Below are 19,121 nucleotides of genomic sequence, written 5' to 3'. Positions count from 1 at the left end.
AGCGCGCGCCGGCGCGCTTCTTGGCATATCCGGCCGACGCAATGCACAATCGGCATGAAAAGCTGCACGCTATGTCGCCAAATAAAACAGTCTGGCATTGCGGTGGCCGATCGATGCCTGCTCGTCGGGCGAGAGCGTCGAAAGAAGCTCACTCGTCATACCGATCCATTCCGGTAGACCCGAGCCGAGATCGACCACCGGCCAGTCGCCGCCCCAGACCATTCTCTCAGGTCCGAACAGGTTGAGCACGGTTTCCACATAGGGTGTCACGCTTTCCAGCGTCGCGCATCCCGGTGCACAATAGGCAGTGATGCCGGAGAGTTTGACAAAGAGATTGGGCAGCGTCGCCAAGTCGGCCATACGCCCGCTCCACTCCCGAAAATCGTTTCCGGCAATGTCCGGCGTGCCGCAATGGTCGAGCATGAAGCGCACATCGGGGCAGGCCCCGACAAATTCGGCGGCAATAGCAAGCTGGCGGGAATGAAAACACAGATCGACCGGCCATCCGGCCTTTCCAATCGTGCGCACGTTTCGTCGGTAATTTTCCTCGCGGCTGAGGTCGTCGGGCATGACGTGGAGAATGCGCCGGAAACCGACCACGTTGAGGTGGCGGCACTCCTCCAGCCAGGCTTCGAAACCATTATCCGTTTCCGGTCGGCAACTGGCGATCTGGCCGAACATCGGCAAGGCACCCTCGCCGATCATGCTGGCGATGAGGCGAGCCTCAGCCTGATAGTCGCCGTCATCCACCCCGCTTTCCATGAAGATCGTACCCACTACGCCACATCCCTCGACAAGCGCTGCGTAATCAGCCCGGGTGAAGCTTCCCGCAAGGCTGGGTTCCCCTCGTGTCCAGGCATAACCGAGCTTGCCTCGCAAGATCAGATGCTGGTGAGTATCGATCAGATCCATGGCGTCCTCCTCCCTGTCGTTGCGGTCAGTTTTCGAGGGCGAGCGCGTCGAAACCCGCCCAGGCGGCGTCCGGCACGGCCGTTTCGAAAATAGACAGGTTGCGCAAAAGGCTGTCCGGTTTTGCGGTGCCGATCAGGACACTTGCGACATCGGCATTTTGTAGCGGAAAATGCAGGGCAGCGGCCGCAAGTGCAACCCCGTGCCCGGCAGCGTGGAGCTCCATGGCGCGCACCCGCTCCATGACATCTGCTGCTGCTTCACTATAGTTGAAAGTCGCACCCGGCCTTGCGCCCGTCGCAAGAATGCCAGAGTTGAAGACGCCGCCGATGACGAGCGAGGTGCCGGTTTCCGCACAACGCCCCAGCAGCTTTGCTGCAGCCGACCGGTCGAGCAGCGTGTAACGACCCGCCAGAAGAATGCAGTCGATCTCGTCTATCTCCATGAGGTTTAGACAAGCCGGAACCTCATTCACGCCAAGACCGAACGCGCCGATCCGGCCTGTCGCCTTCAACTCGTGCAGGGCCTCGATGCCGCTTTCGGTGAATATCCTGAAATGATGGCGATAGGCCTCTTCCCCAAGCGTGGTCTCCTCCAGATCGTGAACATAGAGAATATCCACTGAACCGAGACCAAGCCGGGCGAGGCTCAGTTCATGCGAGCGCATGATGCCATCATAGCTGTAGTCGTATTCCACCACGAAAGGCAGTGCATCGACAAAACCGTAATCCGGTGTCACGCCCGCTTCAGCCGGTTTCAGGATCCGCCCGACCTTGGTGGACAGCACGAATTCGTCGCGTGGTTTCCCCTGAAGAAAATCCCCGAGGCGGCGTTCGGAAAGGCCCTGCCCGTAATAGGGTGCGGTATCGAAGTAGCGGATGCCGGCGTCCCAGGCGGCTTGTAGCGTCTCCATCGCATCTTCGCGGCTGACGCTGCGATAGAGATTACCGATACCGGCCGCGCCGAAGGAAAGTTCGCTCAGCGACAGCGCCGTGCGACCAAGTTTGCGGGTTTTCATGCGGTACCCTCCTCGCGGCGAAGCTGGCGCTCAATGGTGCGGATGACGCCGCGGAGTTCGCCGAGCCCCTTCATGCGGCCAATGTAGGAATATCCGGGATTGGTCTTTTTGGTGATGTCATCACCCAGCAGATGGCCGTGGTCAGGCCGCATTGGAATATTGGTGCGGCGGCCAGCCTTGGCGGCGGCCAGCTCCTCGCGCAACAATGCCTCGATGACTCCAATCATGTCCGTTCCGCCATCCAGATGATCGTCCTCAAAGAAGGAACCATCCGCTTCAACGGTCACGTTCCGAAGATGGGCGAAATTGACGCGAGACGCGAACTCCCGTGCCATCGCCACAAGATCATTGTCGCTGCGGGCGCCGTAGGAGCCGGTACAAAGGGTGATGCCATTGTTCGGGCTTTCAACGGCCGAGAGGATGGCGCGAATATCTGCAGGTGTCGAGACAACGCGCGGCAGGCCGAACAGGGAGAACGGTGGATCATCAGGGTGGATGCCGAGATACACGCCCACCTCTTCCGCCACCGGCACGACCTCTCTCAGAAAGGCCAGAAGATTGCCCTGCATGGTCGCGCTGTCGATGCCATCGAACGAAGCAATCAGAGCGGCGATGGATTCGCGCGTCTGCACCAGGGCGCCGCCCGGCAGGCCGGCGATGATGTTACGCTCGAGAAGCGACTGGTCATCTTCGCTCATTTGCGCAAAACGCTGTTCGGCTCGCGCCACGAGCGCAGGATCGTAATTTTCAGCAGCACGAACACGCTTCAGGATGAAGACGTCATAGGCGACGAAATCCGCCATTTCGAAGCGCAGCGCCAATCCGGTATTGCGTGCCTGCCAGCGCAGGTTCGTGCGTGTCCAGTCCACCACCGGCATGAAATTGTAGCAGACGACGGGAACGCCCGCGTGACCGAGACGGGAGAGTGTATCTTTCCAGCGCGCAATCGCCTTCGGCGCATCGGCATCGCCGCGCTTGATGGACTGTTCCATCGGAATGGATTCGCAGACACTCCATTCCAGGCCGGCTGCCTCGATCATCGCCTTGCGTTTGGCGATCTCTTCGGCCGGCCACGCCGTCCCATCGGGGATCTGGTGCAGCGCCGTTACAACGCCGCTGGCGCCGGTCTGCCGCACATGCTGCAAGGTGATGGGGTCCGATTCACCGAACCAGCGCCAGGTTTCCTTCATATTCTACTCCTCCGAAAAATGCCGTTCGATGGCGCCGAGCGCGCCGTATTGGACGATGTCGCGATAGGCCGCCCGAAGCGCCGTTACGAATGCCTCATCCGCCTGCCATTCAGGCCCGAAGACGCGACGGAATGTTAAAAACCGGTCGATGAAAGCGTCCTGCTCTTCGCCGTTGCCGGTGGGTGCACTCCATTCGGAAAATGCCGGATCGGCCATGACAATTGCCTCTCCCCGCTCGTTCAGCGCTGCGCAGGACCGTATCCACATGGCAACAGCAAAAAGAGCGGCCGTATTCGGCGCGCCTGCGGCACGTAGCTCCGCAAGCGGCGCGAGAATGCGTTGCGGCACTTTCTGTGAAGCGTCAGAGGCGATCTGGGCGGCGCGATGACGAAGGGCGGGGTTGGCGAAACGCTGGCGCAGACCGGCAACATAGTCCGGTCCGCTGACGGCCGGGCTCAATGTCGAACCAACCTCCCGCCAGTAACGGTCGACGTAACCGCGTACACGCGCATCGGCATAGATATCGGCGATCGTCTCAAGCCCGCTGCATTGGCCGATTGCGGCCATGGCGGTGTGAGCGCCATTCAGCATCCTGAGCTTCATATGCTCATACGGCTCGACCTCATCAACGATTTCGGCACCTGACAGCTCGATGCCGGGGCGACCGTGCGGAAAGCGATCCTCGATTACCCAGCGGAAGTAGGGTTCCGCAATTACCGGCCAGGCATCCTCGCAGCCGAGACGCGCGGTCACGCGCTCGCGGTCGGTTGCGGTGGTGGCGGGCACGATGCGGTCCACCATGACGCAGGGGCAGGAGAGATTTTCCGCGATGAAGGCAGCGAGATCATTATCGGTGAGACCAGCCATCTCCACCAGAAGACGGTGCAGGATGCGACCGTTGGACGGAAGATTGTCGCAGGAGAGCAAAGTCAGCGGCACAGCCCCGGCGGCCCGCCGGCGTCTTGTCGCTTCCAGCAGAAAACCGAGCGCGGAGCGCGGCTTTTGCGGATGCGCCAGATCATGAACGACATCGGGATGGTCACGAAGAAGCGTGCCCGCCGACAAATCGGCGAGGTAACCCTTTTCCGTGACCGTCAAAGTGACGATTCTGACCCGCGGATCAGTCATGGCTTGCAGCAGCCGCTCCGGATCCTCAGGAGCGACGATGGTCTCGAGGATTGAACCGACAATCCGCAGCGTTTCGTTTTCACCGTCACGCAGGCAGAATGTATAGAGATTGTCCTGCGGCGCGATGGCATCGCGAGTATCGGGGCTGCGCAGCGAGGCAGCGACAATGCCCCAGCCGGTTTCGCCACGCGCCAGGCAATCATCGATGAAGACCGCCTGATGGGCGCGGTGAAAAGCGCCAACGCCGAGATGCACGATGCCCGGTGTCACCGCTTTGCGGTCATAGGCGGGCAAAAGGACGTCGTTTGGCAGATGCGGCAACGCAAGGGACGAGAGGCGTTCTGTCATGGTCATTTATCTCCGTATCTCAGCCGAATTGCAGGCCGCCGTTCATGTCAACGACAGTGCCGGTCATGAAGCCGGACAGCGGCGAGGCGAGGAAACCTACGGTATGGGCCACCTCTTCCGGCTGGCAGAACCGCCCGACGGGAATGGCCGCAAGCTGGCGCTGGCGGTCTTCCTCTGACAGTTGCTCCATGATCATCGGCGAAACCACATAGGCCGGCGCGACTGCATTGGCGGTGACGCCAAAAGGGGCAAGTTCGCGAGCGGACGAGTAAGTGAGGCCCACCAGCGCCGATTTCGAGACCGAATAGGCCGTGCCCGCCGTCAGGCCACCGGACTTCCAGGCATAGGACGAGATGTTGATCAGCCGCCCCCAGCGGTTTTCCTTCATGGCGGGAACGACGGCCTGCGTCAGCAGCAGGGCGGCATCGAGATTGACGGCCATCAGCCTGTGCCAGTCATCAAGCGTGGTCGCTCCCAGCTTGTGCGGCGACAGCACACCGGCATTGTTGACGAGAATGTCTATGACCTCGAAACGGTTGGCGACATCTTTCATGACGACCTGCAGCGCCGTCGCATCGCCGAGATCGACGGCGACGGGATCACAAGCACCGCCAAACCCCTCCGCAAGCGCCGCAACAGCTTCGATGTCGCGATCGAAGGCGATTACCCTCGCCCCTTGCGCGACCAGCGCCGCAACCACGGCACGGCCGATGCCGCCACAAGCGCCTGTCACGAGCGCCGTCTTGTGTTTCAGTTCCATTCTGTCTCCTCCACGTCCACTATCAAATGGACAAATGCTTCCGCTCTTCTTCAGGCAACTGTTCGTAGATCACGAAAACCATATCCAGATGCGTCACCAGCGCCTTTTCCGCACCTTCGGCATCGCCACGATCGAGAGCATCCACGACTGCCAGATGCTCTTCGATGACGGCGGGCAATCGTTCCGGCTTTGCCCAATAACGATGGAACCGCGACAGGGTCACCTTGGCGGCAAGGATTGCCTGCCAGACACCTTCGCGACCGGAAAACGTGCCGAGCAGGCGGTGAAACGCCTCGTCGGCATGAAAGAAACCGGATGCGTCGTTGGCGGCAATCACTCTTTCCTGCTCGGCAATGACGTCGCGCATCGTACGGCTCATTTCTTTCGTCCACTTCGGCGCGACTTCGCGCAGCAAAGCCACTTCGAGTGAACGGCGGATAAAATGGCTGTCCTGAATTTCGCCAAGCCTGATCGGCGCAACAAAGCTGCCGAGTTGCGGATAGACGTCCACAAGACCCTCTTCCGACAGGCGCTGGATCGCCGCACGCACCGGGGTGCGCGACACCGAAAACTGACGGCAGATCGAGTTTTCACTGATCGGCGCCCCGGGCGCGAGGCGGACCTCGACGATCGCCTGACGCAACGCCGCATGAACCTGATCGGCAACCGAGCCATAACGATTGACCACAAGCTCCACGCTTTCGATTCCGGAGCCGGGGGCCTCTTGATGAGAGCCGCGCCCAGTGAAACCGGCAGTGGTGTTTTTCGTCATGAACGCTCTCCTTCAAAAGGCGGTCGTGAAAATCTCGTTGCTACTTGGATACAAGTATACTAGTGTCCATGGTGCTTACGCAAGTCGGCTGTTGGGAGAAAGAGCGATTAAGGGAGGTTCCAGTCGCTTTTTTAGGAGCAGGCCGTTTCATGGAGGAGAAAAACATGACGTATTTCATGCGCAGCCTCGTCGCTGCCGCAATCATCGGCGCGGGAGCGTGCGGTGTCGCGCAGGCGGCGGACGCCAGCAAGATCGCCCTCGTTCCGGGCGGTCCGCACCCTTATTTCGCCGCCTGGCAACAGGCCGGCAAGGACGCGGCCAAGGATTTCGGCCTGGCTGGCGCCGACTATAAGGTGCCGCAAAAGTGGGAACTGGCACAGCAGAACCAGCTTCTCGAAAGCCTTCTGAGCCAGGGTTATAACGGCTTCCTGATTTTCCCAGGCGATCCCGTCGGCGCGGTCTCGACAGCAGAGGAACTGACCGGCAACGGCGCGAATGTGATTGCCGGCGCCGGCTGCTTCAAGGACCCCTCGCCCGCCGCCTTCTGCCTTGGTACCGACACCGGTAATTCCGCTTATCTCGGCACCAAGGAGCTGATCAAGGCGATGGGAACGGGCAAAAAACGCATCGCCCATTTCACCGGCTTCCTTGTTGACCCCAACACCCAGCTTCGTATCGATGCCGTGAAAAAGGCAGCTGACGAAGCCGGCGCCGAGGTCGTTCAGGTCATCGCCGATATCGACGCACCGGAACCGGCGGAAGAAAAGATCAGCGCCTACCTGGCCGCCCACGCTTCCGAAGTGGACGGCATCGTGACCACAGCCTGGGTTCCTGCGGTCGTTGCCTCCAACGCACTGCGTAAGATCGGCGACAAGCGCATCCACATGGTCGGCATCGACCACGACGAAGTCGTGCTGAAAGCGATCAAGGACGGTTTCGTCGACGGCACGATGCTTCAGAACCCCTATGGCCAGGGTTATATCGGCGCGTTTGCACTGAGCAAACTTCAGGCCGGCTGCAAGGTGAAGGAAGATGCGCCGTTCAAATCCAATGCGCTGACGACCAAGTTCATCGATTCCGGCACCGCCTATGTCGATGCCGCCAAGGTGGACAACTACATCGATGCCATGCGCGCCGAAACCAAAAAGCTGCTCACCAACTTCGATACGACCTATCTGAGCTGCAACTAATCATGCCTTGAGCAATTGCCGGGCGGCAAACGACCGCGCCCGGCAATCTGCCCCGCCAGAAAATATTCTTTCAGGCGGCAGCGCAATGACCAGGCGACCCGCGCAGGCGCTTCGGGCGAACCAATACCGGGACAGTTTCATGACCGTGAACGATACTTTGCTCACAAAGGGCTCGCAGGAGGGCGACAGACGAATGGGGTCCAGCCTTTCGCAAGGCCGCTTTTTTCTGACCAATGAATTTGGCCTCATTCTGCTGATCGTCGTCTTCGCCGTCATTTTTGGCGTCGCGGCCAGCGGCTTCCTTTCGCCTTTCAATCTGTTCACGCTTGGTCGCAGTGCCGCGATCAACATCATGATCGGCCTGTCGATGATGGCGGTGATCGTGACCGGCGGCCTCAATCTTGCCGTTGGAGCGATCGGCGTCTCAGCGGCCATGGCCTGTGGTTATCTGATCGAGGTGCTTGGCGTGCCGTGGCCGCTCGCCCTCATTGGCGGTCTCGCCACCGGCGCGGCGCTCGGTTTCGTCAATGGCTGGACCGTCATCCGCACGGGGCTGCACAGCTTCATCATCACGCTTGCCACCATGAGCATCTTTTTCGGCGTGATGATCTTCCTGACGCGCGCCGAGGCCTACCGTGGCCTACCGCCGATCTTCGCAGCCTTCGGAAAAATGAAGCTTGCGACCTATTTCTCGCCGCTGCTTCTCGTCACGCTCGCAACGGCGCTTGCCCTGTCCTTTCTCTACCGACGCACCGTTCTTGGCCGCGAAATGCTGGCGGCAGGCGCACGCCCGGAAGCGGCGGAACTTTCCGGCATTCGGGTCGACCGTATCTTCATTGCCTGTCACATGCTGTCGGGCCTGCTTGCGGCACTGGCTGCCCTGATGCTGGTGACACGCACGGGGGCCGCCATTCCTTCCATGGCAGGCCAGCTTGGGCAGGACTGGCTTCTGCCAGCTTTTCTCGGCCCGGTTCTCGGTGGCACGCTTTTGCAGGGCGGCAAGGTTTCGGTGCTCGGCACCTGTCTTGGCGCACTTTTGGTCACCATGCTCACCAGCGGTCTGCTGCTGCTTCAGCTCGGTGAATTCTGGGTCCAGACATTTCTCGGCCTGCTGCTGTTGCTCGCGGTTTTGATGGACAAGGCGCGGCGAAGCTATCTCGCCCGACGCAACCTGGCTTAAGGACTGGACGATGAAGACCGACAACACCCTTCTACGCCTTGCCAGAACCGACTGGTTCGGCCCCCTATTGGTCACGGTGCTGGCAATCGCGCTTATCCGCGGCTTCAGCCCCAACTTCCTCTCTTCCTTCAACATCCAGATTCTCCTTCTTGCAATCGCGGTCAACGCGCTCATCGCCTTTTCCCAGATGATCATCATTGCCATTGGCCAGATGAACCTGTCCGTGGGCGCAATCGGCGGACTGGCGGCAATCTCTTTTGCGGGACTGATGCAGGTCTGGGGGCTTCCGGCACCGGTGGCCGCCATTGCTGCGGTACTGATCGGTGTTGTCTGCGGCATGCTCAACGGTCTGCTGATTGCCATCACCGGCATTTCCGCCTTCGTCATCACACTGGCGACCCTGTCGATCTACAAGGGTATCAACCTCGGCATCACCCGGGCGGAGCCGTTCTACGGCGTGCCGGAATCGGTGAAAGCCTTCGGCTCGGCGCTGCTCGTCGGCCCGGTTCCGTGGCTCGCAGCACCCACCATCATCATCGCATTCGCGCTGTGGTTCATGCTGCGCCGCCAGCCGATAGGCCGCTTCATCCTTGCCATTGGCGGCAACAGCCATGCGGCAGAGCTTTCCGGCATTTCGATCCGCACGACAATGATCGTGGCGCACGGCATTTCCGGCCTTCTGGCGTCGGTCGCCGGCATTCTGCTCGTATCCCGCCTGCAGATCGGCCAGCCTTCCATTGGTGACGACTGGCTCATCCTGTCCTTTGCCGCACCCGTTATCGGCGGTGCCGTACTGGCTGGCGGGCATGTCAGCGTCGGGGCGACCCTGCTCGGCGTCGTCATCGTTGCCATCATCACGCAGGCACTCGTGCTGTTCTCCATCGATCCGTTCCTCGTGCAGGTGGTGCTTGGCGCAATGATCCTCGCCGCCGTCGGCATCAACCGCCTGCGCGAAACGCATCTCGGCAAAAAGACAGGAAAGGCCTGACATCATGGACAAGCAACCTGTTTTTCAGGCGCGCAACATCGAAAAAGTGTTTCCCGGCGTTCGGGCGCTCAAGGGCGTCAATCTTTCGCTGGAGCCGGGATCGATCCACGCGTTGCTGGGTGAGAACGGCGCCGGCAAATCGACGTTGATCAAGGTCATTACCGGCGTCCACCATCAGAGCAGCGGCCAGATCCTTGTCGATGGGCAGGAAGTGCGCTTCGGCAACCCGCGCGAGGCCATTGCCCGCGGCATCGGTGTCGTCCATCAGGAACGCAACCTCATCCCGCGCTTCTCGATTGCCGAGAATATCCACATGGAAAAGCTTGGGGCGCATTATCTCAAACCCATCGACTACGCCGCGCTGAATCGCGACGCACGCCGCTGGCTGCAAGCTCTCAATCTGGAAGTCGATCCGGCGATGCCGGTATCCGAGCTTTCCGTTGCGCAAATGCAGCTCGTGGAAATTGCAAAGGCGCTTTCCCTGCAAAGCCGGGTTCTTTTGCTCGACGAACCCACGACATCGCTGACCCCGAGCGAAACGGACAACCTCTTCCGCATTCTGCGCCGCCTGCGCGATGATGGCGCAAGCCTTGTCTTCGTCAGCCACAAGCTGGAGGAGGTTCTCGACATTTGCGACCGGGTGACGGTGCTGCGGGATGGCGAAAACGCCTGCGAAAGCCGGTCGATGGAAGGTCTCGGACGCCAGGATCTGGTGCGCCTGATGATTGGCCGTGCCGAAGGCGGCGGTGGCTGTCGCAAACGCGCGGTCGAGCACAATCCGCTGGTGCTTGAGCTCAAAGGTGTTTCTACCGCAATCGGTCATCGCGATGTCAGTCTTTCCGTGCGCAAGGGTGAAATCGTCGGCCTTTACGGGCTGGTGGGCGCTGGGCGCACCGAATTGGCAAAATCGATCATGGGCAAATTCGCCGTCACGGAAGGCGAAGTCCGGATCGAAGATCGCCCGGCCCGCATCCGCTCCGTTGCCGAAGCCATCCACGAATACGGCGTCGGTTATGTCAGCGAGGACCGCAAGGGTGACGGCCTCATTCTCCAGCATTCCGTTCTTGCCAATGCGGGCGTTCCCATCTGGCGCAAGCTCTCAAACGCATTCGGCGTGCTTTCCGACAGCCGCATCCGTGCGGCGGTCACCCCTTTCCTGCAGAAACTTGAGGTGAAGACGCCGAGCCTGAGCCAGACCGTGGGCAATCTTTCCGGCGGCAACCAGCAGAAGATCAGCGTCGCCAAGTGGCTTGCCGCCGACGTGAAGCTGCTGATCGTAGACGAACCTTCTGTTGGCATCGACATCAAGACCAAGGCCTATCTGCACGATCTGCTGCGCGAGCTTGCAGACGGCGGCACCGCCATTCTCGTCATTACCAGTGACATGCCGGAGATGGTGGCACTGGCCGACCGCATTGTTGTCATGGACCGCTATCGGGTTAAAGGCGTGGTCGAAAACAATGGCGTCTATGCCGATATGAGCGAGGGTATCATGGGCTTGATCCATGATGCGGAGCGCGAAACGGCCCTTTCACGTCAGGCATGACGCACGGCCTTGCCGAAGTGTCACCGCAAAAACCGCACGCTGTTCCGGTAGGGCGTCAGGTACCATCGGACGGCTGCTCGAAATCTCTCCCGGCACGACGCCTTCTGCTGGGCGGAGCGGCGTATTTCTGGGTGTAGCAACGGGTGAAATGGGCAGCGGTCGAGAACCCCGTCAGCAAGGCCACGTCAACGATCGAAAGCGAGGTCTGCTGCAGCAGCTCATCCGCCTTTGCCAGCCGAAGACCACGGTAAAAAGACATCATGGACTGGTCGAAATGGCTGGAAAACAGGCGGTGGAGCTGGCGAATACTGCTGCCGCACAATTGGCCCAGTTGCTCCGGCGACAGGGGATCCGCAACATGGGTCGTCATGAGTTCAATGGCAGCTTCGAGTACCGGGTGGTGGACGTTGAAACGTTGGCCGGCGCGGCCCAACTGAGGCTCATCGGCCGTTCTCAAACGCGGATGTATGAACCATTCGCTGACATCGCGCGCGAAGGCAGAACCATGGTCTTTCGCAATAAAAGCCCCCATCATGTCAATGGCGGCAACGCCGCCCGCGCAAGTGTAGCGATCGCGATCGATGACGTAGAGCGCACGCTCGATCAGGAGATCGCTGGCATATTCACTAAGCGGATCGATGTGGGTCCAGTGAACGGTAAAACGTCTGCCCGTCATCAGACCGGATTTGGCAAGGATCGCCGCGCCGCCGGAAATGCCTCCAAGCTTGACACCCCGCTGGTTGAGCGCGCGCAGGTTGCGCACAAGTGCCGGATCTTCATAGAGCATGGGATTTCCGCCCGCGACGATGAAGACCAGATCCAGCTTCTCAGACAAAGCCCGCGAAACGGGCGCGGTATCGAAACCTCCGCCTGACGTGGATGCGCCAAACCCGCCATTCGCCGAGTAAAACCGGCAATGGTAGAGCGTTTTGCCGGCAAGGTGATTGGCCGCGCGCAGCGGCTCAACCGCCGCAGCCAACGACATCAGCGCATAACCCTCAATGAGTATGAACCCGATCGACATCGACCCTTCGGCGTGCATGACCTGCTCCAAGACAATCCCCAGGGCAAGCTTAGCCGACTTGGCCAAACTGGACAATAATGCGTCCGTCACGGATAAAAAAATCGTGCGGTATCGCGCTATAAACTTGGACAACCGCCCTGTTTTCGAGGAACACAGATTTGCGCTATTCGGCTCTCCAGGTTTTCAAACAGGCCCTGACCGGCCACAAGGGCTGGCGCCCACTGTGGCGGAACCCCGATCCGCAACCTCATTACGATTTCATCATTGTTGGCGGTGGCGGTCATGGACTTGCAACGGCCTATTATCTAGCCAAAACCTTCTCCAAGTCCCGGATCGCCGTTCTGGAAAAAGGCTGGCTGGGATCAGGAAACATCGGGCGCAACACCACGATCATCCGCTCAAACTATCTGCTGCCCGGAAACGAGCCATTCTATGAGTTTTCGATGAAACTCTGGGAAGGGCTTGAACAGGAATTCAATTTCAATGCGATGGTAAGCCAGCGCGGCATTGTGAACCTGTTCCACACCGACGCGCAGCGCGATGCCTACCGCCGTCGCGGAAACGCCATGCTGCTGGCCGGTGCGGACGCGCAACTGCTAGCGCAAGACGATCTCCGCGCAATGATCCCGTTTCTCAATTTCGACAATGCACGCTTTCCGATCAAGGGCGGCCTTTACCAGCGCCGCGCTGGAACTGCCCGCCACGATGGCGTTGCGTGGGGTTACGCGCGTGGCGCCGATCTGGCAGGGGTCGATCTTATCCAGAACTGCGAAGTCCAGGGATTTCGCATCGAGGATGGAACGATCAAGGGCGTGGAAACCAGCCGTGGCTACATCGGTGCCGGAAAGGTCGGCGTCGCCGTGGCGGGATCGACCGGCCGCGTCATGGCCATGGCGGGCATGCGTCTGCCGATTGAAAGCCATGTGCTGCAAGCCTTCGTTTCGGAAGGGCTGAAGCCGACCATACCCGGCGTCATAACCTTCGGAGCAGGCCATTTCTACGTCAGCCAGTCCGACAAGGGTGGCCTGGTCTTCGGTGGCGATATCGACGGCTATAATTCCTATGCCCAGCGCGGCAATCTGCCCGTCATCGAAGATGTCGCCGAGGGCGGCATGGCGCTGATGCCGATGATCGGCCGGGCGCGCCTGCTGCGCATATGGGGTGGCATCATGGACATGTCGATGGACGGTTCACCGATCATCGACCACACGCCTGTGAAGGGCCTCTATCTCAATGCCGGCTGGTGTTACGGCGGCTTCAAGGCGACGCCGGCCAGCGGCTATGCATTCGCGCATCTGCTGGCCACGGATACCCCGCATGATACGGCCAAGGCCTACCGGCTCGACCGGTTCGAAAAGGGCTATGTCATCGACGAAAAGGGCGCCGGCGCCCAACCGAACCTTCACTGAGGCTTGAACAATGCTGATCCCTCACCCACTGCTCGGGCCGCGCGACGCTCAGGAATTCACCTATCTCGGCGATGCCGCCCTGTTGCGTCGCCCGGACGGAATGGCCGAGAGCGCTGCGAAAGACTTCAACGATTATGTCTATCTGCGTGACAATCCCGCCGGCCTGCATCGGGAACTGTGGTTTCACGAACAGGGTGATCGCAGCTGGCTCGTGGTCACGCGAAACACCGTCACCCATGAAATCCTCGGAGCGGAACTCGCAAACGAGGTAGCGCTCCGTCAGAAGGCAGATGAAGCATGAGACTGAAGGACGGCTTGATCGACCGCAGCAAGGTGCTGCATTTCACCTTCGATGGAAAGAATTATCAGGGGCATCCCGGCGACACGCTCGCCTCGGCACTTCTGGCAAACGATGTCCGCCTGATGGGGCGCAGCTTCAAATATCATCGCCCCAGAGGCGTGATCTCTGCCGGCTCAGAAGAGCCGAATGCGCTGGTCGAATTGCGCACGGGATCGCGGCTGGAGCCTAATACCCGCGCCACGACGGTCGAACTGTTCGACGGGTTGGAGGCGAAAAGCCAGAACCGCTGGCCGTCCCTGTCTTTCGATGCCCTTGCGATCAATGATCTGTTTGCCGATTTCCTGACCGCAGGCTTTTACTACAAAACGTTCATGTGGCCGAAGGCGTTCTGGGAAAAGCTCTATGAGCCCGCCATTCGCAAAGCTGCGGGACTTGGAAGCCTGTCGATGAAACCGGACCCCGACAGTTACGACAAGGGGTTCCTTCACTGCGATCTGCTGGTCATCGGCGCCGGAGCGGCCGGTCTGGCTGCTGCCCTGACTGCGGCGCGTGCCGGTGCCAAGGTTATTCTGGCGGACGAGGACAATCGCCTCGGAGGTCGCCTGCTTGCAGAGAGCCACCTGCTCGACGGCGCCCCTGCAACCGACTGGATCGGAACGCTCGAGGCGGAGTTTTCAACCCTGCCGAACCTGCGCGTCATGCGCCGCACCACGGTTTTCGGCTCATTCGACCATGGCATATTCGGTGCGGTCGAGCGGGTTTCCGACCATCTTGCCGCACCTAAGGGCGTACGCCAGTCCCTCTGGCGCATCACTGCAAAGCGCACGGTGCTTGCCGCCGGGGCGACAGAGAGGCATATCCCCTTTAAAAATAACGACCGGCCGGGGATCACGCTCGCCGGTTCGCTGCGTGCCTATGCCAATCGCTGGGCAGTCAGTCCGGCAGGCAGGGTCGCAATCTTCACCAATAACGATGACGGCCATCGGACCGCTGTCGACCTGGCTGCGAAAGGTGTCGAGATCGCCGCAGTCATCGATCCGCGCCCGGATGCGCGGGCGCTTGCGGAATACCGCCTGATTGCGGGGGCGACAGTTACCGGCAGCAAAGGCAGGCTGGGGTTGGTTTCCATCGATGTCCGCAAGGATGGCTATGACGAAACCATCGATTGCGGTGCGCTTGGTATCTCCGGGGGCTGGAACCCCAATGTTCATCTTACATCGCACCAGCGCGGTCGCCCGTTATGGGATGACGGGCTACAGGCATTCCTGCCCGGCGACGTACCCTCGCATATGCTCGTTGCAGGGGCGGCGGCCGGCAAAGGCAGCACAGGGGCGGCGCTGATCTCCGGTGCATCCGCTGCCATAACGGCTCTGGAGCAAATGGGGATTGCCACATCCAGGCCAGCCCTGCCGGAGGCCGAGGATACGCAAATCGGCATCAAGCCCCTGTGGCATGTGCCGGGGAAAGGGCGCGCCTGGGTCGATTTTCAGAACGACGTCACGGTCAAGGATATCAAGCTCGCCCATCAGGAAAACATGCGGCCCATCGAGCATCTCAAGCGCTGGACCACGCTTGGTATGGCAACTGACCAGGGCAAGACATCGAATGCCACCGCATTGGCAATCATGTCCGAACTGACGGGCAAATCGATACCGGATACGGGTACGACGATTTTTCGCCCTCCCTATACGCCGGTTTCGATGGCGGTACTCGGCGGCGGCGACACCGGCGCACATTTCCGTCCGCGCCGCCTGACACCCAGCCATGCCTGGGCTGAAGCGCATGGCGCCGTTTTCGTCGAAGTCGGTCAATGGATGCGTGCCCAATATTTCCCTCAAGCCGGGGAGACCCATTGGCGGCAATCCGTCGACCGCGAGGTTCTGGCCACCCGAAAGGGCGTCGGCATCTGCGATGTGACGACGCTTGGCAAGGTGGATGTTCAGGGCGCCGATGCGGCTGAATTTCTCGACCGTCTCTACTGCAATGCAATGAAGAGCCTCAAGGTCGGCATGGTCCGTTACGGCCTGATGCTGCGGGAAGACGGCCACGCCTATGATGACGGCACCTGTGCCCGTCTGGGTGAGGATCATTATATCGTCACCACGACCACGGCCCAGGCCGGCCCGGTCTATCGTCACATGGAATTCGCCCGCCAATGCCTGTGGCCGGAATTGGATGTGCAATTGATCTCGGCAACGGATGCCTGGGCACAGCTCGCAGTCGCCGGTCCGAACGCCCGCCGCCTTATCGAACGCATTGTCGATGGTTTCGACCTTTCCAACGCAGCCTTTCCCTTCATGGCCTGCGCCGAACTGACGGTTTGCGGGGGATTGCGAGCACGGCTGTTCCGGATCTCGTTTTCAGGGGAACTTGCTTACGAGATTGCAGTCCCCGCCCGCTACGGTAATGCCCTGATGTCCCGGCTGATGGAGATCGGTGCGGATCTTGGAGCCACCGCCTACGGGACGGAAGCGCTTGGTGTCATGCGTATCGAAAAAGGCCATGCTGCCGGAAACGAGTTGAACGGCCAGACGACGGCGCAGATGCTGGGCATGGGCAGGATGGTTTCGGCCAAGAAAGACGCGATTGGCACCGTCATGACTCGCCGCGAAGGGCTTGTCGGCGAAAGCCGGGTGCTCGTCGGCCTGCAGCCGCTTGCGGCAACGGACCCTGTGGTGTCAGGTTCACATCTGTTTACCCGCGGCGCCAGCCAGAATACCGAGACCGATCAGGGCTGGATCACATCCGCCTGCTATTCGCCCAACCTCGGTTTCAGCATCGGTCTTGGTTTCCTTGCCGATGGTGCAAACCGTATCGGAGAGATCGTCGTCGCGGCCAACCCCTTGCAGGGACAGTCGGTCGAATTGCGTGTGGTCTCGCCCCATTTCATCGACCCTGAGGGAGAGAGACTCCGTGCCTGATTTGAAGCCGACAACCGCACTCGGCGCGCAAACTTCGCGGCGCGCCCGCCATGGCACGTTGCGACTTGAGGAAAATTCGGGGCTTGCCCTCGCATCGCTCAGCCTGCGCCGCAACGTCAAAGAACCGGTGCCTTTTGACCTCACCTTGCCGGGTCCCGGAAAATGGGTCCAGCAAGGCCCGGTTTCAGCTTTTTGGACGGGGCCGGGCCAATGGCTCATTGAGGCCGCAGACCGGGCCGAAACGGATTTCGCCGCAGAACTCGCGAGCCTTTGCCCTTCCTGTTCCGTAACGGAACAGACCGATGGCTTCGTCGCCTTCGAAATCGAGAGCGACACAGGCGAGGCGCCGATTGTCGCGCTCATGCAGAAGCTGGTGAACCTCGATCCCTCGGCATTCGGGCAAGGGGCCGCCACGCGCACAAGCATGGAACATATGAGCGTTTTCGTCATCCGGCGCGCGCCGGACCGCCTTGCCATCCTCGGCATGCGCTCCGCTGCGGAAACACTGTGGCATGTGATCGAGACTGCGATCCGTCGTCAGGCGGAACTTCTTGGCGCTGCCCCATAAAGCCGGACTGCAAAGCCACCAGACCGTTTTTTGCCAATCGTTGACCTGTACGGGCGAACTGTGTCGTGTTGACATGGGCGCATCGGGATCATCTCGAACGGTTACCGTTCTGAGCCATCAGTGAATAATCGCTCTGACGACAGCGCAAATCATATTGTCGCAAAAATCGACTAGATGAGCTATCGCCGCCTGTGAAAACGGCCGGACTAGTGCAGCGGAAATATGAGGTTATCGTAGTGACAAGCGACAATGTTCAATATTTTTCGGCAACACTCTATTTTGACGATTTGCCCACCCTGTCGGCTGAGGCGCTGATCGAAGCCTGGGGCCTTGAAGGGTACGAATGTGAGCAACTGGAGAGCGAAGGCGTCTTTGACGGCTTTCGCGGCGGAACCCGCGTCTTCGTTGGCATTCCCGAGGCGGTGGGAACGCTGGCAGTTCCTGCTCACTATCCTGCGGCAGCGAGGGCCGAAGTCGACTGGACGAACACGTTCTGCATCAATGCAAAAGCTGCGCATGATGACCTGTGCCGTGCGACCCATCAGGCGAAATTCAAACTGATGATCGTGGCGGATGACGACGACCCCACAGTGGCACATAACGAGATCGCCATGACCCTGCTCGGCATCCACCAGCTTGCACCGATGCGCGCCGTTGTGTTGCATTATCTAGACCTCATCGTCGGCCGCACCGATCTCGACGACTGTCTGAGCTACGCCAATAGTCACCTGGATCAGCCGCAACAGACAGCAACAATGCTTGCCTATGGCGCCTTCGTGATCCGGGAGAACGGCGCGACCAGAGCCTGGACTACGGGTCTCGAGCATTTCGGCCAAACGAATTTGCTCTTCGACACGTCGTCGGATAACCCGACGGAGGCTCTTCTTGCCGTATTTGGGCTTGGACATCTCGCCGTCCACGGAAAATGCTTCAAGGCGGGCGAAGCCGTAACCTCATTCGACCTTCTTGCCCGGTTTGAATCCGCCGAGATGGGCGGGCAGCCCATGCTGCGGATTGTCAAACACGAAGCCGGCCAAACTGTATTGAATCGGCCGGGCTAGCAACAACAGAGCATTTTCATCCCCACTATGGAAATGCCGTCTTTCGCCACGCTTTCCTTGCGGTCGGATGACGAGTTTTGTTCTGGCGAGCTGGGGAAAACGCTTCGCGTATATCGACAGGGCGTGAATTATGGTGCTCCAAGGAATGGCAAAGCCTGACGCAATCTCTTCAAACGGACGACAGGCAAATTCCAAGGGACGCCAATGTTTGCATTCACACCTTTCCTTCGCGGCACCGTCGTAATGTCAGTAGCCATTACTGCGCTTCATGCCGGTAGCGCTTTGGCTGCCGAAATCGATCCCGCATTCTATGATGCGGCCTTGTGCAATCCGCCCTATTCGATGACATCGGCGACCGAAATTTATGATGCCGCCGAAAAACTTGCAAAGGCCGACACATCGTCTTTGGGTGCGGCTATCTATAAGCTTCCGAACCAGATCGGCCGCGATGGGTTTGAGAGTGACGAAGTCTTCTTCGCCAATGGTGCAGTCGGTGTTTTGATCAAGGGCCAGCGTGCCGATGCTCTGGCAGCGAAATATGATTTGAAACCGGAAACCTCAGACCTGATGGGTACTTTGAGCAAGGGTTATGCCCGGCAGCTTCCGCAGGACCAGCAGCCGCCTGAAGGTCTGGCTGGACCGGGAAAAGTCTCCATTGTGGCGCGCGAAGGTGCGGCACTTGGCGACAAGACCCTGTTGGCGTGCGAATTCGCAGCGGACTGAATGGTGGCGAAGCACTGCCAATCCTAACGCCTTGACTAACAAATGTAATTGCCGCCCGCATATCACTTTCACAGCTCTTCTGCTG

At 60.0% G+C, this 19,121-nt stretch carries 17 protein-coding genes; 10 read left to right on the top strand and 7 right to left on the bottom strand.

Annotated elements, in window-relative coordinates; translation table 11 throughout:
* Positions 1–69: 69 nt before the first annotated feature.
* From AC1DCP_RS20700 to AC1DCP_RS20675, 6 genes are read right to left on the bottom strand one after another with little or no spacing between them, the layout of a single operon-like run.
* Complete coding sequence (locus AC1DCP_RS20700) at positions 70–912, bottom strand: amidohydrolase family protein (RefSeq protein WP_476774599.1); 843 nt, start codon at positions 910–912, stop codon at positions 70–72.
* A gap of 25 nt (positions 913–937) precedes the next feature.
* On the bottom strand, positions 938–1,927 hold the full coding sequence (locus AC1DCP_RS20695; protein ID WP_111802285.1) for an aldo/keto reductase: 990 nt from the start codon (positions 1,925–1,927) through the stop codon (positions 938–940).
* Positions 1,924–3,117 (bottom strand): mannonate dehydratase, encoded by a 1,194-nt coding sequence (uxuA, locus tag AC1DCP_RS20690; RefSeq protein ID WP_476774598.1) that lies wholly within the window; start codon positions 3,115–3,117, stop codon positions 1,924–1,926. The genes AC1DCP_RS20695 and uxuA overlap by 4 nt, the downstream gene beginning before the upstream one ends.
* A 3-nt stretch (positions 3,118–3,120) precedes the next feature.
* Positions 3,121–4,593, bottom strand: a complete 1,473-nt coding sequence (locus AC1DCP_RS20685; RefSeq protein WP_476774597.1) for a mannitol dehydrogenase family protein — start codon at positions 4,591–4,593, stop codon at positions 3,121–3,123.
* A 19-nt stretch (positions 4,594–4,612) separates the two neighbouring features.
* Complete coding sequence (locus AC1DCP_RS20680; protein ID WP_111800132.1) at positions 4,613–5,353, bottom strand: SDR family oxidoreductase; 741 nt, start codon at positions 5,351–5,353, stop codon at positions 4,613–4,615.
* 22 nt (positions 5,354–5,375) lie between these two features.
* Entirely contained in the window at positions 5,376–6,125 is a 750-nt protein-coding gene (locus AC1DCP_RS20675) for a GntR family transcriptional regulator (protein ID WP_019566872.1), read from the bottom strand.
* Between the two features lie 149 nt (positions 6,126–6,274).
* Here AC1DCP_RS20675 and AC1DCP_RS20670 point away from each other — a divergent pair, with 149 nt between their 5' ends.
* From AC1DCP_RS20670 to AC1DCP_RS20655, 4 genes are all read left to right on the top strand, one after another.
* Positions 6,275–7,315 carry a sugar ABC transporter substrate-binding protein gene (locus tag AC1DCP_RS20670; RefSeq protein ID WP_476774596.1) on the top strand — a complete coding sequence of 347 codons (1,041 nt, stop codon included), beginning with the start codon at positions 6,275–6,277 and terminating at the stop codon, positions 7,313–7,315.
* A gap of 139 nt (positions 7,316–7,454) precedes the next feature.
* On the top strand, positions 7,455–8,495 hold the full coding sequence (locus tag AC1DCP_RS20665; RefSeq protein ID WP_019566870.1) for an ABC transporter permease: 1,041 nt from the start codon (positions 7,455–7,457) through the stop codon (positions 8,493–8,495).
* Between the two features lie 10 nt (positions 8,496–8,505).
* The gene (locus tag AC1DCP_RS20660) at positions 8,506–9,483 is read left to right on the top strand and encodes an ABC transporter permease (RefSeq protein WP_035200079.1); all 978 of its coding nucleotides are present in this window, start codon (positions 8,506–8,508) and stop codon (positions 9,481–9,483) included.
* A 4-nt stretch (positions 9,484–9,487) separates the two neighbouring features.
* A complete protein-coding gene (locus AC1DCP_RS20655) occupies positions 9,488–11,029 on the top strand; it encodes a sugar ABC transporter ATP-binding protein (protein ID WP_076845339.1) in 1,542 nt (513 codons plus the stop codon).
* 55 nt (positions 11,030–11,084) lie between these two features.
* On the opposite strand, the gene AC1DCP_RS20650 is transcribed toward AC1DCP_RS20655, so the two are convergent.
* Positions 11,085–12,071, bottom strand: coding sequence for a GlxA family transcriptional regulator (locus tag AC1DCP_RS20650; RefSeq protein WP_115064525.1), 987 nt, complete (start codon positions 12,069–12,071; stop codon positions 11,085–11,087).
* Between the two features lie 140 nt (positions 12,072–12,211).
* Here AC1DCP_RS20650 and AC1DCP_RS20645 point away from each other — a divergent pair, with 140 nt between their 5' ends.
* The 6 genes from AC1DCP_RS20645 to AC1DCP_RS20620 all read left to right on the top strand — a co-directional run bounded on the left by AC1DCP_RS20645 (position 12,212) and on the right by AC1DCP_RS20620 (position 19,036).
* On the top strand, positions 12,212–13,462 hold the full coding sequence (locus tag AC1DCP_RS20645; protein WP_003518227.1) for a sarcosine oxidase subunit beta family protein: 1,251 nt from the start codon (positions 12,212–12,214) through the stop codon (positions 13,460–13,462).
* Positions 13,463–13,472: 10 nt separating this feature from the next.
* On the top strand, positions 13,473–13,763 hold the full coding sequence (locus tag AC1DCP_RS20640) for a sarcosine oxidase subunit delta (protein WP_003518230.1): 291 nt from the start codon (positions 13,473–13,475) through the stop codon (positions 13,761–13,763).
* Positions 13,760–16,684, top strand: a complete 2,925-nt coding sequence (locus AC1DCP_RS20635) for a sarcosine oxidase subunit alpha family protein (RefSeq protein WP_112391861.1) — start codon at positions 13,760–13,762, stop codon at positions 16,682–16,684. The genes AC1DCP_RS20640 and AC1DCP_RS20635 overlap by 4 nt, the downstream gene beginning before the upstream one ends.
* Positions 16,677–17,252, top strand: a complete 576-nt coding sequence (locus tag AC1DCP_RS20630) for a sarcosine oxidase subunit gamma (RefSeq protein WP_112391860.1) — start codon at positions 16,677–16,679, stop codon at positions 17,250–17,252. The genes AC1DCP_RS20635 and AC1DCP_RS20630 overlap by 8 nt, the downstream gene beginning before the upstream one ends.
* 191 nt (positions 17,253–17,443) lie before the next feature.
* Positions 17,444–18,313, top strand: a complete 870-nt coding sequence (locus AC1DCP_RS20625; RefSeq protein ID WP_476774595.1) for a hypothetical protein — start codon at positions 17,444–17,446, stop codon at positions 18,311–18,313.
* 204 nt (positions 18,314–18,517) lie between these two features.
* Positions 18,518–19,036, top strand: a complete 519-nt coding sequence (locus AC1DCP_RS20620; protein ID WP_112391859.1) for a hypothetical protein — start codon at positions 18,518–18,520, stop codon at positions 19,034–19,036.
* Positions 19,037–19,121: the final 85 nt, after the last annotated feature.

It is taken from the genome of Agrobacterium sp. 10T429 (assembly GCF_056393925.1).
The sequence above is the reverse complement of the archived record's forward strand: the minus strand, read 5'-3'. Positions and strand labels throughout refer to the sequence as shown.

What these genes read in the sequence shown, in the direction of transcription:
- AC1DCP_RS20650 (WP_115064525.1), bottom strand. Translation starts at nt 12,071, where the DNA reads ATGCACGCCGAAGGGTCGATGTCGATCGGGTTCATACTCATTGAGGGT.
- AC1DCP_RS20635 (WP_112391861.1), top strand. Translation starts at nt 13,760, where the DNA reads ATGAGACTGAAGGACGGCTTGATCGACCGCAGCAAGGTGCTGCATTTC.
- uxuA (WP_476774598.1), bottom strand. Translation starts at nt 3,117, where the DNA reads ATGAAGGAAACCTGGCGCTGGTTCGGTGAATCGGACCCCATCACCTTG.
- AC1DCP_RS20640 (WP_003518230.1), top strand. Translation starts at nt 13,473, where the DNA reads ATGCTGATCCCTCACCCACTGCTCGGGCCGCGCGACGCTCAGGAATTC.
- AC1DCP_RS20680 (WP_111800132.1), bottom strand. Translation starts at nt 5,353, where the DNA reads ATGGAACTGAAACACAAGACGGCGCTCGTGACAGGCGCTTGTGGCGGC.
- AC1DCP_RS20665 (WP_019566870.1), top strand. Translation starts at nt 7,455, where the DNA reads ATGACCGTGAACGATACTTTGCTCACAAAGGGCTCGCAGGAGGGCGAC.
- AC1DCP_RS20685 (WP_476774597.1), bottom strand. Translation starts at nt 4,593, where the DNA reads ATGACAGAACGCCTCTCGTCCCTTGCGTTGCCGCATCTGCCAAACGAC.
- AC1DCP_RS20620 (WP_112391859.1), top strand. Translation starts at nt 18,518, where the DNA reads ATGTTTGCATTCACACCTTTCCTTCGCGGCACCGTCGTAATGTCAGTA.
- AC1DCP_RS20675 (WP_019566872.1), bottom strand. Translation starts at nt 6,125, where the DNA reads ATGACGAAAAACACCACTGCCGGTTTCACTGGGCGCGGCTCTCATCAA.
- AC1DCP_RS20660 (WP_035200079.1), top strand. Translation starts at nt 8,506, where the DNA reads ATGAAGACCGACAACACCCTTCTACGCCTTGCCAGAACCGACTGGTTC.
- AC1DCP_RS20670 (WP_476774596.1), top strand. Translation starts at nt 6,275, where the DNA reads ATGGAGGAGAAAAACATGACGTATTTCATGCGCAGCCTCGTCGCTGCC.
- AC1DCP_RS20695 (WP_111802285.1), bottom strand. Translation starts at nt 1,927, where the DNA reads ATGAAAACCCGCAAACTTGGTCGCACGGCGCTGTCGCTGAGCGAACTT.
- AC1DCP_RS20700 (WP_476774599.1), bottom strand. Translation starts at nt 912, where the DNA reads ATGGATCTGATCGATACTCACCAGCATCTGATCTTGCGAGGCAAGCTC.
- AC1DCP_RS20655 (WP_076845339.1), top strand. Translation starts at nt 9,488, where the DNA reads ATGGACAAGCAACCTGTTTTTCAGGCGCGCAACATCGAAAAAGTGTTT.